Origin of the sequence: Streptomyces sp. NBC_00878, from assembly GCF_026341515.1 — a bacterium.
In the GTDB taxonomy this organism is placed as follows: Bacteria; Actinomycetota; Actinomycetes; order Streptomycetales; family Streptomycetaceae; genus Streptomyces.
Genome location: NZ_JAPEOK010000001.1, coordinates 2894963 through 2911506, shown reverse-complemented (window position 1 = coordinate 2911506; position 16544 = coordinate 2894963). Strand labels below are relative to the sequence as shown.

At 68.7% G+C, this 16544-nt stretch carries 11 protein-coding genes; 9 read left to right on the top strand and 2 right to left on the bottom strand.

Annotation, left to right across the window (positions count from 1 at the left end; all coding sequences use genetic code 11):
• Positions 1–91 precede the first annotated feature (91 nt).
• Entirely contained in the window at positions 92–811 is a 720-nt protein-coding gene (locus tag OHA11_RS11910) for a hypothetical protein (protein ID WP_266495093.1), read from the top strand.
• A gap of 64 nt (positions 812–875) precedes the next feature.
• Here the strand turns inward: OHA11_RS11910 and OHA11_RS11905 are convergent, their stop codons facing one another.
• Both OHA11_RS11905 and OHA11_RS11900 read right to left on the bottom strand, forming a co-directional pair.
• The gene (locus tag OHA11_RS11905) at positions 876–2972 is read right to left on the bottom strand and encodes a TIM-barrel domain-containing protein (protein WP_323186550.1); all 2097 of its coding nucleotides are present in this window, start codon (positions 2970–2972) and stop codon (positions 876–878) included.
• Positions 2973–3091: 119 nt separating this feature from the next.
• Positions 3092–4099 (bottom strand): LacI family DNA-binding transcriptional regulator, encoded by a 1008-nt coding sequence (locus OHA11_RS11900; protein WP_266495091.1) that lies wholly within the window; start codon positions 4097–4099, stop codon positions 3092–3094.
• Positions 4100–4424: 325 nt separating this feature from the next.
• Between OHA11_RS11900 and OHA11_RS11895 the strand changes: the two genes are divergently transcribed.
• The 8 genes from OHA11_RS11895 (at position 4425) to OHA11_RS11860 (ending at position 16456) form a co-directional block, all read left to right on the top strand.
• Positions 4425–5231, top strand: coding sequence for an endo-1,4-beta-glucanase (locus tag OHA11_RS11895; protein WP_266495089.1), 807 nt, complete (start codon positions 4425–4427; stop codon positions 5229–5231).
• A 145-nt stretch (positions 5232–5376) separates the two neighbouring features.
• Positions 5377–7323 carry an acyl-CoA dehydrogenase family protein gene (locus OHA11_RS11890; RefSeq protein WP_266495088.1) on the top strand — a complete coding sequence of 649 codons (1947 nt, stop codon included), beginning with the start codon at positions 5377–5379 and terminating at the stop codon, positions 7321–7323.
• A 425-nt stretch (positions 7324–7748) separates the two neighbouring features.
• Positions 7749–10490, top strand: coding sequence for a preprotein translocase subunit SecA (gene secA / locus OHA11_RS11885; RefSeq protein WP_266507096.1), 2742 nt, complete (start codon positions 7749–7751; stop codon positions 10488–10490).
• 170 nt (positions 10491–10660) lie between these two features.
• The gene (gene dxr, locus OHA11_RS11880) at positions 10661–11941 is read left to right on the top strand and encodes a 1-deoxy-D-xylulose-5-phosphate reductoisomerase (RefSeq protein WP_266495087.1); all 1281 of its coding nucleotides are present in this window, start codon (positions 10661–10663) and stop codon (positions 11939–11941) included.
• Entirely contained in the window at positions 11938–13242 is a 1305-nt protein-coding gene (locus OHA11_RS11875) for an RIP metalloprotease (RefSeq protein ID WP_266495084.1), read from the top strand. The genes dxr and OHA11_RS11875 overlap by 4 nt, the downstream gene beginning before the upstream one ends.
• A gap of 166 nt (positions 13243–13408) precedes the next feature.
• Positions 13409–14566, top strand: a complete 1158-nt coding sequence (gene ispG, locus OHA11_RS11870) for a flavodoxin-dependent (E)-4-hydroxy-3-methylbut-2-enyl-diphosphate synthase (RefSeq protein WP_266495082.1) — start codon at positions 13409–13411, stop codon at positions 14564–14566.
• Positions 14567–14876: 310 nt separating this feature from the next.
• Positions 14877–15725 carry a GNAT family N-acetyltransferase gene (locus OHA11_RS11865; protein ID WP_266495079.1) on the top strand — a complete coding sequence of 283 codons (849 nt, stop codon included), beginning with the start codon at positions 14877–14879 and terminating at the stop codon, positions 15723–15725.
• Between the two features lie 161 nt (positions 15726–15886).
• Positions 15887–16456, top strand: a complete 570-nt coding sequence (locus OHA11_RS11860) for a GNAT family N-acetyltransferase (protein WP_266495077.1) — start codon at positions 15887–15889, stop codon at positions 16454–16456.
• Positions 16457–16544: the final 88 nt, after the last annotated feature.

Sequence of the window (16544 nt, the reverse complement as noted above, 5' to 3'; positions counted from 1 at the left end):
AAACAGGGGGGCTTCCAACCCGGAGGTCGCGGTCCAGCCCGAACCGATCCCTTGCAGGACAAAAGGAAATTACCACAAGGAAAGGATCCTCATGGCAGCACGCACCCGCACCCTTGGCCGGATCACCAAGGCACTCTTAGCCCCCGCCCTCGCGCTCGGCGCCACCATCGGCCTCGCCTCCGCCCCCGCCTCGGCGGCCGTCTGGAACTCCTGCGACCAGTGGGGCAACACCAGCCTGAACGGCTACACGCTCTACAACAACATCTGGGGCTCCGGCGCCGGCAGCCAGTGCGTCTGGGCCAACTCCGGTACCAACTGGGGCGCTTGGGCCAACCACCCCAACACCGGCGGCATCAAGTCGTACCCGAACTCCAAGAAGGTGGTCAACAAGACGATCACCTCGCTCGGTTCGCTCAGCAGCAACTACAACGTCACGGTCCCGTCCTCGGGCGCGTACAACACCTCGTACGACATCTGGGACACCGACTACGACTACGAGATCATGCTCTGGGTCAACTACAACGGAGCCGTCGGTCCGCTCGGCACCTCGCAGGGCAACGTCACGCTCGGCGGCCACACCTGGACCGTCTACAAGGGCAACAACGGCGCCAACGAGGTCTTCTCGTTCCTGCGCACCTCGGACTCGAACTCCGGCTCCGTGAACATCCTGCCGATCCTCAAGTGGATCAAGGACACCAAGGGCTGGATGGGCAACGAGACCATCGGCGACGTGCAGTTCGGCTACGAGATCACCTCGTCCTCCGGCGGCCTGGACTTCGTCACCAACAACCTCACGGTGTCCAGCAGTTGACCGACCCGAACGAACCGAACCCCGCCGCCCGGACAAGGGCGGCGGGGTTCGTGTCGTCGGGCTCTCACTCCGCCACGGGCAGCCTCGCGTCGTCCCGCAGGAAGAGCGGGATCCGGTCCAGCGGCGCGTCGACCGTGACCGTCGTACCGCCTTCGTACGAGGCGCCCGTCCAGGCGTCCGTCCACCGCGCCCCGGCCGGGAGATAGGCCGTCCGCACGCTCGCCCCCGCCGTCAGGACGGGCGCGACCAGCAGATCCGGGCCGAAGAGGTACGCGTCGGCCACCGACCAGGTCGCCTGGTCGTCCGGGAACTCCAGGAACAGCGGCCGCATCACCGGCAGCCCCTCCTCGTGCGCGGCCCGCATCACATCGAGGACGTACGGCTTCAGGCGCTCACGCAGCCGGAGGTACTTCTCCATGATCGTGCCGGCCTCCTCGCCGTACGACCAGACCTCGTTCGGGCCGCCGGTCATGTCCGGGCCGAGCGGCATGCCCGGGTCCCGGAAGCCGTGCAGCCGCATCAGCGGGGAGAGCGCGCCGAACTGGAACCAGCGGATCATCACCTCGCGGTACGCCGGGTCGTCCGGGTCGCCGCCGTGGAAGCCGCCGATGTCGGTGTTCCACCAGGGGATGCCGGACAGCGACGTGTTGAGGCCCGCCGCGATCTGGCGGCGCAGCGTCGCGAAGTCCGTGCCGATGTCGCCGGACCACAGGGCGGCGCCGTAGCGCTGACTGCCCGCCCACGCCGAGCGGTTGAGGGTGACGATCTCGGTCTCGCCGGCCGCCAGCATGCCCTCGTAGAAGGTGCGGGCGTTCTCGCTCGGGTACATGTTGCCGACTTCGAGGCCCGGGCCCGTCCAGTAGCGCAGGTTCTCCTGGAAGCCCGGCTTCAGTTCCGGCTCGCAGGCGTCGAGCCAGAAGGCCGTGATCCCGTACGGGTCAAGATAGTTCGCCTTGATCCGCGACCACAGGAACTCGCGCGCCTCGGGGTTCGTCGCGTCGTAGAAGGCGACCTGGACCGTGGAGGCGACCTCCTTGTCCGGCCAGTCGGCGTGCGCCATCGGACCGTACTGCGTGCCGATGAAGTAGCCGCGCTGCTCCATGAGTTGGTGGTTCTCGGAGAGCGGGGAGACGGACGGCCAGACGGACACGACGAGCTTGATGCCGAGCTCCGTGAGCTCCCGCTGCATCGCCGCCGGGTCCGGCCATTCGGCCGGGTCGAACTTCCACTCGCCCAGGTGCGTCCAGTGGAAGAAGTCGCAGACGATGGCGTCGATGGGCAGGCCCCGGCGCTTGTACTCCCGTGCCACGCCCAGTAGTTCGTCCTGGGTGCGGTAGCGCAGCTTGCACTGCCAGAAGCCCGCCGCCCACTCGGGCAGCATCGGCGTACGGCCGGTCACCGCGCTGTAGCGGCGCTGCGCGTCGGCAGGCCGGCCGGCGGTGATCCAGTAGTCGATCTGCCGGGCCGAGTCCGCCACCCAGCGCGTGCCGTTGCCCGCGAGCTCGACGCGGCCGATCGCCGGGCTGTTCCACAGCAGGGTGTAGCCGCGGCTGGAGGTGAGCACCGGGATGGTCACCTCGGCGTTGCGCTGGACCAGGTCGAGGACCGCGCCCTTCTGGTCCAGCAGACCGTGCTGGTGCTGGCCCAGGCCGTACAGCTTCTCGCCCTCGTACGCGGCGAAGCGCTGCTCCAGGCGGTGGTGGCCGTTGCCGACCGGGGTGTAGAGGCGTGGTCCGGGCCACCAGAAGTGGGCGCGCTCCTCGGTGAGGAGTTCCGCCGAGTCGTCGGTGCGGAGGAAGCGGACGAGGCCCTCGGCGTCGACCTCGACGGTCAGCGCGCCGACGGTCACCTGTGCGTGCCCGTCCTCGATCTTGATGGTGGCCTCGGTCGCGGGCGCCTCGTCGAGCAGCGCGCCCGGCAGATCCTCCAGGACCGGCCCGCCGAGCCTGGCCCGGACCCGGACCGCGTCGGGGCCCCACGGCTCGACGCGTACGGTCTCCTGGCGGCCGCTCCACTCCAGGGCGCCGTCGCGCTCGCGGAACGTGCCGACGGTGGGTGAGGACTGGGCGAGGCTGGCGGAACCCTGGCCGGGCTGTCCTGGGCTACCGGACGGACCCTGCTGTCCGTGCTGTCCGGGCTGGTTTACGGCAGGCTGATTCACGTGGGGTGCTCCTGAAGGAAGGAGTGGCGACAGGACCCGGTGACGCGGCTCTGGCGGACCGGGAACAGGTTGGGACGCCCCAACGCCCAAGAGGCGCGGGGTGGTTGGGGCAGGGCGGTTCAGGAAGCGGCCGGGCCCGTGCTGGCCCGTACCGTCAACTCGGGTGCGAGGAGCATGACTTCGTCCTTGCCGTGCCCTTCGAGCTTGGCGATCAGCAGTTCCACGGCGTGCCGGCCCATCTCCTGTGCGGGGATGGCGACCGAGGTCAGCCGTACCGAGGCCTGTATGGCGACCTGGTCCGGGCAGATCGCGATCACCGACACGTCCTCGGGCACGGCCCGGCCCTGCTGGCGCAGCAGCGCGAGCAGCGGCTCGACCGCGGACTCGTTCTGCACGACGAAGCCCGAGGTGCCCGGGCGCTCGTCGAGGATCCGGGAGAGCGTCAACGACATCGCGTCGTAGCCGCCCTCGCACGGGCGGTGCAGTACCCGCAGGCCCAACTCCCGTGACCGGGACCGGAGTCCGTCGAGCGTGCGCTCGGCGAAGCCCGTGTGCCGTTCGTAGACCGCGGGCGCCTCGCCGATGACGGCGATATCACGGTGACCGAGCAGCGCGAGATGCTCGGCGCACAGCGCGCCCGTCGCACCGAAGTCGAGATCGACGCAGGTCAGCCCGCTGGTGTCGGCGGGCAGCCCGATGAGAACGGACGGCTGGTCCGTGCCGCGCAGCAGCGGCAGCCGCTCGTCGTCGAGCTCGACGTCCATCAGGATCATCGCGTCGGCGAGCCCGCTGCCGGTGACCCGGCGCACGGCGTCGGGACCCTCCTCACCGGTCAGCAGCAGCACGTCGTACCCGTGCGTGCGGGCCGAGGTCGCCACGGCGATGGCGATCTCCATCATCACGGGTACGTACATGTCCGTACGGAGCGGGATCATCAGCGCGATGATGTTGGACCTGTTGCTTGCCAGCGCCCGGGCTCCCGCGTTGGGGTGGTACCCGAGCTGCTGGATGCTCTGCTCGACCCGCTCGCGGGTGCCTGCGGAGATGGACCGCTTGCCGCTGAGGACATAGCTCACCGTGCTCGCCGAGACTCCGGCGTGCTGGGCGACCTCGGCGAGGGTGACCATCCAGCTCTCCAAGCATTGTGTGAAGCGCTTCGACAGTGCGCGTTGCGGATAACGGGCGAGTGAGGGTGGCTCGACAGTAGCTTGACGGTGGGTGGGGTGTCCATAGGTTGTCGAAGCGCTTCGACTCCGTCGGTTTTCTTGGGGCGCCTATGGGGGTGGGGGGTGTGGTGATTGGGCGGGTGCGGGTTGGTTGTGGCTGGGCGCGCAGTTCCCCGCGCCCCTGGACGGGTGGGGGCTGCGCCCCACCCGTCCAGGGGCGGCGGCAACCTTTGGCCTCCTCGTGGCGACCAGGAGCCGTACGTGTTGTCCCTGGAAGGAAACACCGATGCAGCACAGGCGTCCACGTCTTTCTCGGCGGGCGAAGGTTGTCGGCTCTGTTGTCGCCGCGTTCGCGGTCGGCGGGTCCGTCACCGTCGCCATGGCGGGGGAGGAGGCGAAGAAGTGCGGGGCCTTCGACACGGTCGCGATGGGCAAGTACTACGTGAACAACAACCTCTGGGGGCAGGACGACGGCACCGGCACCCAGTGCGTCTGGGACAACTCCCGCAGCGGGGACACCATTTCGTGGGGCACGGACTACGACTGGACGAGCAAGCCCGGCAAGGAGAACGCCGTCAAGTCGTACTCCAGTACCGTGCTCGGCTGGCACTGGGGGTGGAAGGCCGACAAGGCGGCCACCGAGCTGCCGATCCGGGTCGGTGACCGCAAGCCCGTGCGGACCAGCTGGGAGTTCTCCGTCAGCTCCGGTCCCGGTGTCATGAACGTCGCCTACGACCTGTGGCTGCACAGCAAGAACACCGCGGACTGGCAGGACCAGCCCACCGACGAGATCATGGTCTGGCTCAACCGGCAGGGCGGGGCCGGGCCCCTCGGCTCGAAGGTCGGCAGCGTCAGCCTCGGCGGCGCCATGTGGGACATCTACGAGGGCGACATCGGCTGGAAGGTGCACTCCTTCGTCCGGCAGGCCAACACCACCAGGGCCACCCTCAACCTCGACGACTTCACCCAGGCACTCGTACGGCGGAAACTGCTGAGCGACGACAAGTACGTCTCCGGCATCGAGTCGGGCACCGAGGTCTTCCGCGGCAAGGGGCGGCTCGACACCACGTCGTACTCGGTGGACATCGGCTGAAACGACCGATCGGCGTAACCGTGGGGGCGTAACGGCATCGGCCGAACGCCGCGCGAGGACTGGTGGGGTCGCCCGGAATCGGGTACATACGATCGAGTAGAACCGATCAGTAACGTAACGGACCAAGATCCCTATTCGCGGCGAGGTGAGTCTCTTGTCCGCAACACCCCACCAGCCCGCAGTCACCGAACGTGAGGCCCGGCAGGTCGCCGAGGCCGCACGGGAGCAGGACTGGCGCAAGCCCAGCTTCGCCAAGGAGCTGTTCCTCGGTCGCTTCCGGCTCGACCTGATCCATCCGCACCCGATGCCGCCCGACGAGGACGCGCAGCGCGGCGAGGCGTTCCTCACCAAGCTGCGCGACTTCTGCGAGACGAGGGTCGACTCGGCCCTCATCGAGCGGGAGGCGCGGATCCCGGACGAGGTGATCAACGGGCTCAAGGAGCTCGGCGCCCTCGGCATGAAGATCGACACCAAGTACGGCGGCCTCGGCCTGACGCAGGTCTACTACAACAAGGCGCTCGCCCTGGTCGGCTCGGCGAACCCGGCGCTCGGCGCGCTGCTCTCCGCGCACCAGTCGATCGGCGTACCGCAGCCACTGAAACTCTTCGGCACGCAGGAGCAGAAGGACATCTTCCTGCCGCGCTGCGCCCGTACGGACATCTCCGCCTTCCTGCTCACCGAGCCGGACGTGGGCTCCGACCCGGCCCGCCTCGCGACCAGCGCGGTGCCGGACGGCGACGACTACGTCCTCGACGGGGTGAAGCTCTGGACGACGAACGGCGTCGTCGCCGATCTGCTCGTCGTGATGGCGCGCGTACCGAAGTCCGAGGGGCACAAGGGCGGCATCACGGCGTTCGTCGTGGAGACGGCGTCCGAGGGCGTCACCGTCGAGAACCGCAACGCCTTCATGGGGTTGCGCGGTCTGGAGAACGGTGTCACGCGCTTCCACCAGGTCCGGGTCCCGGCCGCGAACCGGATCGGGCCGGAGGGCGCGGGCCTCAAGATCGCCCTGACCACGCTCAACACCGGACGGCTCTCGCTGCCCGCCATGTGTGTCGGCGCGGGCAAGTGGTGTCTGAAGATCGCCCGCGAGTGGACGTCCGTGCGCGAGCAGTGGGGCAAGCCGGTGGCCTTCCACGAGGCCGTGGGCGCCAAGATCTCCTTCATCGCGGCGACGACCTTCGCCCTGGAAGCCGTCCTCGACCTGTCGTCCCAGATGGCCGACGAGAACCGCAACGACATCCGCATCGAGGCCGCCCTCGCCAAGCTGTACGGCTCCGAGATGGCCTGCCTGATGGCCGACGAGCTGGTCCAGATCCGCGGCGGACGCGGCTTCGAGACCGCCGACTCGCTGGCCGCCCGCGGCGAACGGGCCGTCCCCGCCGAGCAGGTGCTGCGCGATCTGCGCATCAACCGCATCTTCGAGGGCTCGACCGAGATCATGCACCTGCTGATCGCCCGCGAGGCGGTCGACGCCCACCTGTCCGTGGCCGGTGACCTCATCGATCCGGACAAGTCCCTCTCGGACAAGGCGAAGGCGGGCGCGAACGCCGGAGTCTTCTACGCCAAGTGGCTCCCGAAACTGGTCGCGGGCGCAGGCCAACTCCCGCGCTCGTACGGGGACTTCCACCCGGCGGGCCACGTCGACCTGTCCGGCCACCTGCGGTACGTGGAGCGGTCGGCCCGCAAGCTCGCGCGGTCCACCTTCTACGCCATGTCCCGCTGGCAGGGCCGGATGGAGACCAAGCAGGGCTTCCTCGGCCGGATCGTCGACATCGGTGCCGAACTCTTCGCGATGAGTGCCGCCTGCGTCCGCGCCGAACTCCTGCGCACCACCGGGGAGCACGGCCGCGAGGCGTACCAGCTCGCCGACGCCTTCTGCAGCCAGTCCCGGGTCCGCGTCGAGGAACTCTTCGGCCGGCTGTGGTCCAACACCGACGACCTCGACCGCAAGGTCGTCAAGGGCGTCCTCGGCGGCGCCTACACCTGGCTGGAGGAGGGAGTCGTCGACCCGTCCGGCGAAGGCCCCTGGATCGCCGACGCGACGCCGGGACCGTCCGAAAGGGAGAACCTCCACCGTCCCATTCGCTGACCTTTTCCCCAGGAATGCACAGCCGTCCCCGTCGTCATTCCGCTGCTTGCCGCACAGAAAGGTGTGCGTCAACAATGAGCGGAATGGCGAACGGGGATAAAATATGCGCCACGGTGTGGGTGAAGAATACAGTCGGGGAAATTCTGTCCAGCTGACACGGGCACGCGGAGAACCGCGACCTTCCCTGCCCTTCCACGGCCTCCGGGCGAGCAGCCCGTGATCCGGCAGCTGTTCCGCAGTACGGTGGGGTATGCGCAGGACCCCGTACTGCGTGAGGCGATCAAAGCGAACCAACAAGGCGTCCGCATTCCCCAGCTCGTCGATCGACGCATAGCCGATCGACGCATACACATGCTGGTGGACGCGATGTATTGGGGGTAATTCCAGTGCCGGCTCTCGGCTTCGACAACATCACCGGCAGGATCATGCGGGCCGGCGAGGGAAGAATCCTGCGCAGGCTGCAACGCATCGCGGAACAGGTGGGTTCCCTGGAAGAGGAATTCGAGCAGCTCACCGACGAGGAACTCCAGGCGCTCACACCGGAGTTCCAGGAGCGGTACGAGGCCGGCGAGAGCCTCGACGACCTGTTGCCGGAGGCTTTCGCCGCCATGCGCGAGGCCGCCCGCCGCACGCTCGGGATGCGCCACTTCGACGTACAGATCATGGGCGGCGCGGCCCTCCACCTCGGCAACATCGCCGAGATGCAGACCGGCGAGGGCAAGACCCTGGTCGCGACCCTGCCCGTCTACCTGAACGCCCTGACCGGCAAGGGAGTCCACCTCGTCACGGTCAACGACTACCTCGCCCAGCGCGACGCCGACTGGATGGGCCGCGCCTACCGCTTCCTGGGCCTGACCGTCGGCGTCATCAAGACGCAGTCGACCCCCGCCGAGCGCCGCGCACAGTACGCCTGCGACATCACGTACGGCACCAACACCGAGTTCGGCTTCGACTACCTGCGCGACAACATGGCCTGGTCGAAGGACGAACTCGTCCAGCGCGGCCACCACTTCGCGATCGTCGACGAGGCCGACTCGATCCTCATCGACGAGGCCCGGACGCCCCTGATCATCTCCGGCCCCGCCGACCAGCCCACCCACTGGTACGCGGCCTTCGCCACGATGGTCACGCGGATGCGGGGCGTCGCCGTCCAGGACGAGAACTTCACCTCGCCGCAGGACAAGGAGCGCCTCGCCGAACTGCGGGCCACCCACGACTACGAGTACGACCCGAAGAAACGCACGGTCTCGATCCTGGACAGCGGAGTGGAGTTCCTCCAGGACCAGCTCGGCATCGAGAGCCTCTACGAGTCCGACCACACGCCCCTCATCGGCCACCTGAACAACGCCCTCAAGGCCAAGGAGCACTTCAAGAAGGACAAGGACTACGTCGTCGTGAACGGCGAGGTCCTCATCGTCGACGAGCACACCGGCCGCATCCTCGCCGGCCGCCGCTACAACGAGGGCCTGCACCAGGCGATCGAGGCGAAGGAGGCGGTGACGGTCAAGGACGAGAACCAGACCCTCGCCACCATCACCCTCCAGAACTTCTTCCGCCTCTACGAGAAGCTCGGCGGGATGACCGGCACCGCGATGACGGAGGCCGCCGAGTTCCACCAGATCTACAAGCTCCACGTGGTGCCGATCCCCACCAACCAGCCCAACGCCCGCGAGGACGACCCCGATCAGATCTACCGGACGGTGGAGGCCAAGTACACCGCGATCCTCGACGACATCGCCGAGAAGCACGAGAAGGGCCAGCCGATCCTCGTCGGCACCACCTCCGTCGAGAAGTCCGAGACGCTCGCCGCCCGCCTGAAGAAGCGGGGCATCCGCCACGAGGTGCTCAACGCGAAGAACCACGAGCGCGAGGCACAGATCGTGGCGCAGGCCGGCCGCAAGGGCGCGGTCACCGTGGCCACCAACATGGCCGGCCGCGGCACCGACATCATGCTCGGCGGCAACCCCGAGGCGATGGCCCTCGCCGAGCTCGACCGGCGCGGCCTCACACCGGAGGAGAGCCCCGACGAGCACCGGGCGGCCCTCGACCGGATCAAGGAGTCGGTCGCGGCCGAGCACGACGAGGTCAAGGACCTCGGCGGTCTTTACGTCCTCGGCACCGAGCGCCACGAGTCGCGCCGCATCGACAACCAGCTGCGCGGGCGCTCAGGCCGCCAGGGCGATCCCGGCGCCTCCCGCTTCTACCTCTCCCTCGGCGACGACCTGATGCGGCTGTTCCGCGCCCAGGTCGTCGAGCGCGTGATGTCGATGGCGAACGTCCCCGACGACGTACCCATCGAGAACAAGATGGTCACGCGTGCCATCGCCTCCGCCCAGTCCCAGCTGGAGCAGCAGCACTTCGAGTCCCGCAAGGACGTCCTGAAGTTCGACGAGGTGCTCAACCGGCAGCGCACCCTCATCTACGAGGAACGCCGCCGGGTCCTGGCCGGGGAGGACCTGCGCGAACAGATCCTCCACTTCATGGACGACACCATCCGCGCGTACGTCACCGAGGAGACCGCCGAGGGCTTCCCCGAGGAGTGGAACCTGGAGCGGCTGTGGGCCGCCTTCAAACAGCTCTACCCGGTCGGGATCACCATCGAGGACCTGGAGGACGCGGCGGGCCAGCGTGCGGACCTCACCGCCGACGAGCTCATCGAGGCCGTCACCGCCGACATCCACGCCCGCTACGAGGAGCGCGAGACCGAGCTCGGCGCGGACACTCTGCGCGACCTGGAACGCCTCGTCGTGCTGTCGGTCCTCGACCGCAAATGGCGCGAGCACCTGTACGAGATGGACTACCTCCGCGACGGAATCGGCCTGCGGTGGACCCTCGGCCGGGAGCCGATCATCGAGTACGAGCGCGAGGGGTACGACATGTTCGCCGCGATGAACGAGGCGATCAAGGAGGAGTCGGTCGGGTACGTCTTCAATCTGGACGCGTCCGGGAAGCCGACGGGGGGTCAGGACACCTTGGAGTCCGGGCGGCGTACGGATGGGCTGCATTTCAGTGCGCCCACGTTGGATACGGCGGAGGGAGTTGTCGAAGGGAACTTCGAACCGGCCGACGCGGTTCCGTCGCGTCCGGCGGAGGGCGTGACCGATGTGAAGCCCAGGCAGCAGAGGCGTGCGGCCAAGTCCAGGAACCGTCGGAAGCGCCGGCGGTAGAGGGCCTGCGGTTCGGTGGGCGGGTGCGGGCTGTGTGGGGCTTGTCGCGCAGTTCCCCGCGCCCCTGAAGGGGCATCCCGCGCCCCTTGCAAGTGAGCGCGAGGCCCTCTTACGAGGCACTCGTGGCAGCCCCTGTCCTCTCCCCTCGGCGTTGCGGCAACAATGGAGGGATGAGTGACAGTCCAGCCCCCCTCGCCGATCCGCATCTTGTCTTCGATCCTGTGGACGGAGTCCGGGATGTGGTGATCCTCGGGTCCACCGGGTCGATCGGGACCCAGGCCATCGATCTCGTGCAGCGCAACCCCGACCGCTTCCGGGTCACCGGGCTCTCCGCGGCGGGCGGGCGGGTCGGACTGCTCGCCGAGCAGGCACACCGGCTCCGCGTCCGGACCGTCGCCGTCGCGCGCGAGGACGTCGTACCGGCACTGCGCGAGGCCCTGTCCGCGCAGTACGGAGCGGGGGAGCCCCTCCCCGAGATCCTCGCGGGGGCGGACGCCGCCACCCACCTCGCCGCCTCCGAGTGCCACACCGTCCTGAACGGCATCACCGGCTCGATCGGCCTCGCCCCGACCCTCGCCGCCCTGGAGGCGGGCCGCACCCTCGCGCTAGCCAACAAGGAGTCGCTCATCGTCGGCGGCCCGCTGGTGAAGGCGTTGGCCAAGCCGGGCCAGATCATCCCGGTCGACTCCGAGCACGCCGCCCTCTTCCAGGCGCTCGCCTCCGGCACCAGGGCCGACGTACGCAAGCTCGTCGTCACCGCGTCCGGCGGCCCCTTCAGAGGACGTACGAAGTCCGAGCTGGCCGACGTCACCCCCGAGGCCGCGCTCGCGCACCCCACCTGGGCCATGGGCCCGGTCATCACGATCAACTCCGCGACCCTGGTCAACAAGGGGCTCGAAGTCATCGAGGCACACCTCCTCTACGACATTCCCTTCGAGCGGATTGAGGTGGTCGTGCACCCGCAGTCGTATGTCCACTCGATGGTGGAGTTCACGGACGGATCGACAATGGCGCAGGCGACGCCCCCCGACATGCGCGGGCCGATCGCCATCGGCCTCGGCTGGCCCCAGCGGATCCCCGACGCCGCGCCCGCCTTCGACTGGTCGAAGGCGTCGAGCTGGGAGTTCTTCCCGCTCGACACCGACGCGTTTCCGTCGGTGGGGCTCGCCCGGCACGTGGGGGAGCTCGCGGGCACGGCCCCGGCGGTGTTCAATGCGGCCAACGAGGAGTGCGTGGACGCGTTCCTGAACGGTTCGCTGCCGTTCAACGGCATCATGGAGACCGTCACGAGGGTCGTCGCCGAGCACGGCACGCCCCGTACGGGAACCTCGCTCACCGTCCCGGACGTCCTCGAAGCGGAGTCCTGGGCGCGCGCCCGGGCCCGTGAACTGACAGCCCGAACGACAACGGCTCAGACGACAGCCACGACAACGGCGGAGGCTCGTGCATGACGACCCTGATGATGATCCTCGGCATAGTCGTCTTCGCGGTCGGCCTGCTCTTCTCGATCGCCTGGCACGAGCTGGGACATCTCTCCACGGCCAAGCTGTTCGGCATTCGCGTGCCGCAGTACATGGTCGGCTTCGGCCCGACCATCTGGTCGCGCAAGAAGGGCGACACGGAGTACGGGGTCAAGGCGATTCCACTCGGCGGCTACATCCGCATGATCGGGATGTTCCCGCCCGGTCCCGACGGCCGGATCGAGGCACGCTCCACCTCACCGTGGCGCGGCATGATAGAGGACGCCAGAGCGCAGTCCTTCGAAGAACTCCTGCCGGGTGACGAGAACCGCCTCTTCTACACGCGCAAGCCGTGGAAGCGCGTGATCGTGATGTTCGCCGGCCCCTTCATGAACCTGATCCTCGCCGTCGCGATCTTCCTCGGCGTGATGATGAGCTTCGGCATCCAGACCCAGACCACCACGGTCGGCAAGGTGTCGGACTGCGTCATCGAGCAGAGCGAGAACCGGTCGGAGTGCCAGAAGAGCGACACGGCCGCGCCCGCCAAGGCCGCCGGGCTCAAGGGCGGCGACAAGATCCTCGCGTTCAACGGCGAGAAGATCACCGACTGGTCCACGCTCCAGGCCGACATCCGCGCCAACCCCGGCAAGGACGTCACGCTCACCGTCGAGCGCGACGGCAAGCAACTCGACCTGACCGCCCATCTGATCCGCAACCAGGTCAGCCAGACCGACGGCGACGGCGGCTACGTCGAGGGCAAGTACGTGTACGCCGGCTTCCTCGGCTTCACCCCCGCCTCCGGCATCGTCCAGCAGTCGTTCGGGCAGTCCGTGGACCGTATGGGCGACATGATGCAGAACGGCGTCGAGTCGCTCCTGGCCCTGCCGTCCAAGGTCCCCGCCCTGTGGGACGCGGCCTTCGGCGACGGCGAGCGCGAGGCGGATTCCCCGATGGGCGTGGTCGGCGCGGCCCGGGTCGGCGGCGAGGTGTTCACGCTGGACATCCCGCCGGAGAACCAGATCGCGATGATGCTGTTCCTCGTCGCGGGCTTCAACCTCTCCCTGTTCCTGTTCAACATGCTCCCGCTGCTGCCGCTCGACGGCGGGCACATCGCGGGCGCCCTGTGGGAGGCCCTGCGCCGCAACATGGCGAAGGTGCTGCGGCGGCCGGACCCCGGCCCGTTCGACGTGGCGAAGCTCATGCCCGTCGCGTACGTGGTGGCCGGGATCTTCATCTGCTTCACGATCCTGGTGCTGATCGCGGACGTGGTTAACCCGGTGAGAATCTCCTAGTCATACGGAGTTCGCGGCGGCCGGGCACACTTTGTGCACGGCCGCCCACCTATGAGTGGACCTGCTGGTGGAATGTGCTCCCGTCCGCGGGGGTGCCGTAATCTCGAAGACTGGAGCCCGTCCGCTTTCGGGACCGACCGATCCTTACCTTGGGGTTGCACAGCAGATGACTGCGATTTCACTCGGCATGCCGTCCGTTCCGACCAAGCTCGCCGAGCGCCGGAAGAGCCGGCAGATCCAGGTCGGAAGCGTGGCGGTGGGCGGAGACGCACCCGTCTCGGTGCAGTCGATGACGACGACGCGTACGTCGGACATCGGGGCCACGCTCCAGCAGATCGCCGAACTGACCGCGTCCGGCTGCCAGATCGTGCGCGTCGCGTGCCCCACACAGGACGACGCGGACGCGCTCGCCACCATCGCCCGCAAGTCGCAGATCCCGGTGATCGCGGACATCCACTTCCAGCCGAAGTACGTGTTCGCCGCGATCAACGCCGGCTGCGCCGCGGTCCGGGTGAACCCCGGCAACATCAAGCAGTTCGACGACCAGGTCAGGGAGATCGCGCGGGCCGCCAAGGACACCGGCACCCCGATCCGGATCGGGGTCAACGCCGGTTCGCTCGACAAGCGCCTGCTCCAGAAGTACGGCAAGGCCACCCCCGAGGCGCTCGTCGAGTCGGCCCTCTGGGAGGCGTCGCTCTTCGAGGAGCACGACTTCCGGGACATCAAGATCTCGGTCAAGCACAACGACCCGGTGGTCATGGTCAACGCCTACCGGCAGCTGGCGGCTGCCTGCGACTACCCGCTGCACCTGGGTGTCACGGAGGCCGGCCCCGCCTTCCAGGGCACGATCAAGTCCGCGGTGGCCTTCGGAGCGCTGCTCGCCGAGGGCATCGGCGACACGATCCGGGTCTCCCTCTCGGCCCCGCCGGTCGAGGAGATCAAGGTCGGCATGCAGATCCTGGAGTCGCTGAACCTCAAGCAGCGCCGCCTGGAGATCGTCTCCTGCCCGTCCTGCGGGCGGGCCCAGGTCGACGTGTACAAGCTGGCGGAGGAGGTGACCGCCGGCCTGGAGGGCATGGAGGTCCCGCTCCGTGTCGCGGTCATGGGCTGTGTCGTCAACGGCCCGGGTGAGGCCCGCGAGGCCGACCTCGGCGTCGCTTCCGGCAACGGCAAGGGTCAGATCTTCGTCAAGGGCGAGGTCATCAAGACGGTCCCGGAGTCGAAGATCGTCGAGACCTTGATCGAGGAGGCGATGAAGATCGCGGAGCAGATGGAGGCGGACGGAATCGCCTCCGGCGAGCCTTCGGTATCGGTGGCCGGCTGACGACGTCGGGTGCGGGTCGGCGGGGGCTTGTCGCGCCCACGATGGGGGTCCCCCCCCCGCTCGAGCGAAGCCGAGAGTGGGGGAGGAGCCGCAAGTGTCACAGCCCCGCGCCCCTGGAAGGCGGGGCTGCGCCCCTGCTTCCAGCCCGTCCGGCGATTGAGGACGAGCGCGTTCAGCGCGATACGGGGGTCTGGGGGCGGAGCCCCCAGAGATGGGGCGGGCACCTACGCCCAGACCCACCCGGCGGCGCCGCACAATTCCGCCAGGTACAGTGCGGGGATCAGCAGACCTGATGGTGAAGGCCCCGCACGTGTTGACGCAGACGACCACCAGGGTCCTCGAACCGAGCGACCTGGACGCCGCGCTCGCCGTCCTCGACCGCGAGCCGGTGGCGAACGCCTTCGTGACGTCACGCGTACAGGTCGCGGGCCTCGACCCCTGGCGCCTCGGCGGTGAGATGTGGGGCTGGTACGAGGACGGCATGCTGACGTCCCTCTGCTACGCGGGCGCCAACCTCGTCCCGATCTGCGCCACCCCCCGAGCCGTACGCGCCTTCGCGGACCGCGCCCGCAGAGCAGGCCGCCGCTGCTCCTCCATCGTCGGCCCCGCCGAGGCCACCACCCAGCTCTGGCGCCTCCTCGAACCCAACTGGGGCCCGGCCCGCGAGGTCCGTCCGCACCAGCCCCTGATGGTCACCGACCGGCTCCCCGCCGACATCGCCCCGGATCCGTACGTCCGCCGCATCCGCAAGGACGAGATGGAGACGATCATGCCGGCGTGCGTGGCGATGTTCACCGAGGAGGTCGGCGTCTCCCCGCTCGCCGGTGACGGCGGCCTGCTCTACCAGGCCAGGGTCGCCGAACTCGTCGGCTCCGGCCGCTCGTTCGCCCGCCTCGACCACAACGGCCGGGTCGTCTTCAAGGCGGAGATCGGCGCCGCCACGACCCAGGCCTGCCAGATCCAGGGCGTCTGGGTGGCCCCCGAATACCGTGGTCAGGGCCTCGCGGCCCCCGGCATGGCAGCGGTCCTCCGCTACGCCCTCGCGGACGTGGCCCCGATCGTCAGCCTCTACGTCAACGACTACAACACAGCCGCCCGAGCCACCTACCGCAGAGTGGGCTTCCAAGAGGTCGGCGCTTTCATGAGCATCCTGTTCTGAGGGACGCCGAGCCCCGCAAGTGGCGCGCCCCTCAGGGGCGCGGGGCTGTGACATCTATGGCTCCGCCGCCTGGGCGCGACCAGCCACAACGCACCCGCACCAACAAGACAACCCTCCGTCCCCGGCGCACTCCGACGAAACGCCCGGGTAGTCTCCCGGGCATGCTGCGTTTCCCCGGTCAGGGCCCCGTCACGCCCGACGACGTCGTCATCGGCCCGCTGGATCTGGCCGCCCGGATCGACGAGGCACTGGCCGTCCAAGCCGTGGCGTTCGGACTCGGCTCGGACGAGATCGCCGTACGACGGCAGATCGTGCTGCGGCACCTCTCCTACCCAGGCGCCCGCGCACTCGGCGCGACCACCGCCGACGGACGCCTCGTCGGCTTCGTCTACGGCATGCCCAACGACCGTACGCACTGGTGGTCGACCGTCGTCGAGCCCTATCTGCGGAGCCAGGGGTACGACGAGTGGCTGGACGACTCCTTCGTGATCACCGAGCTGCACGTCCACCCCGGTTTCCAGAACCGGGGCATCGGCCGTGCCCTGATCACCACCATCACGGACAGCGCCACCGAACCCCGCTCGATCCTCTCCGCCATCGACACGGAGAGCCCGGCCCGCGGGCTGTACCGCTCACTCGGCTACCAGGACCTGGCCAGACAGGTCCTGTTCCCCAGCGCACCGAAGCCGTACGCGGTGATGGGCGCCCCGCTGCCCCTGCGTCACCGCTGACGATTCCCCGTCACCGCTGACGACACCTCGGCCACCGGTGACGATCCTTCCGGCGCCGCTGACGATGCCCCCGTTGCCCAGAATCGAT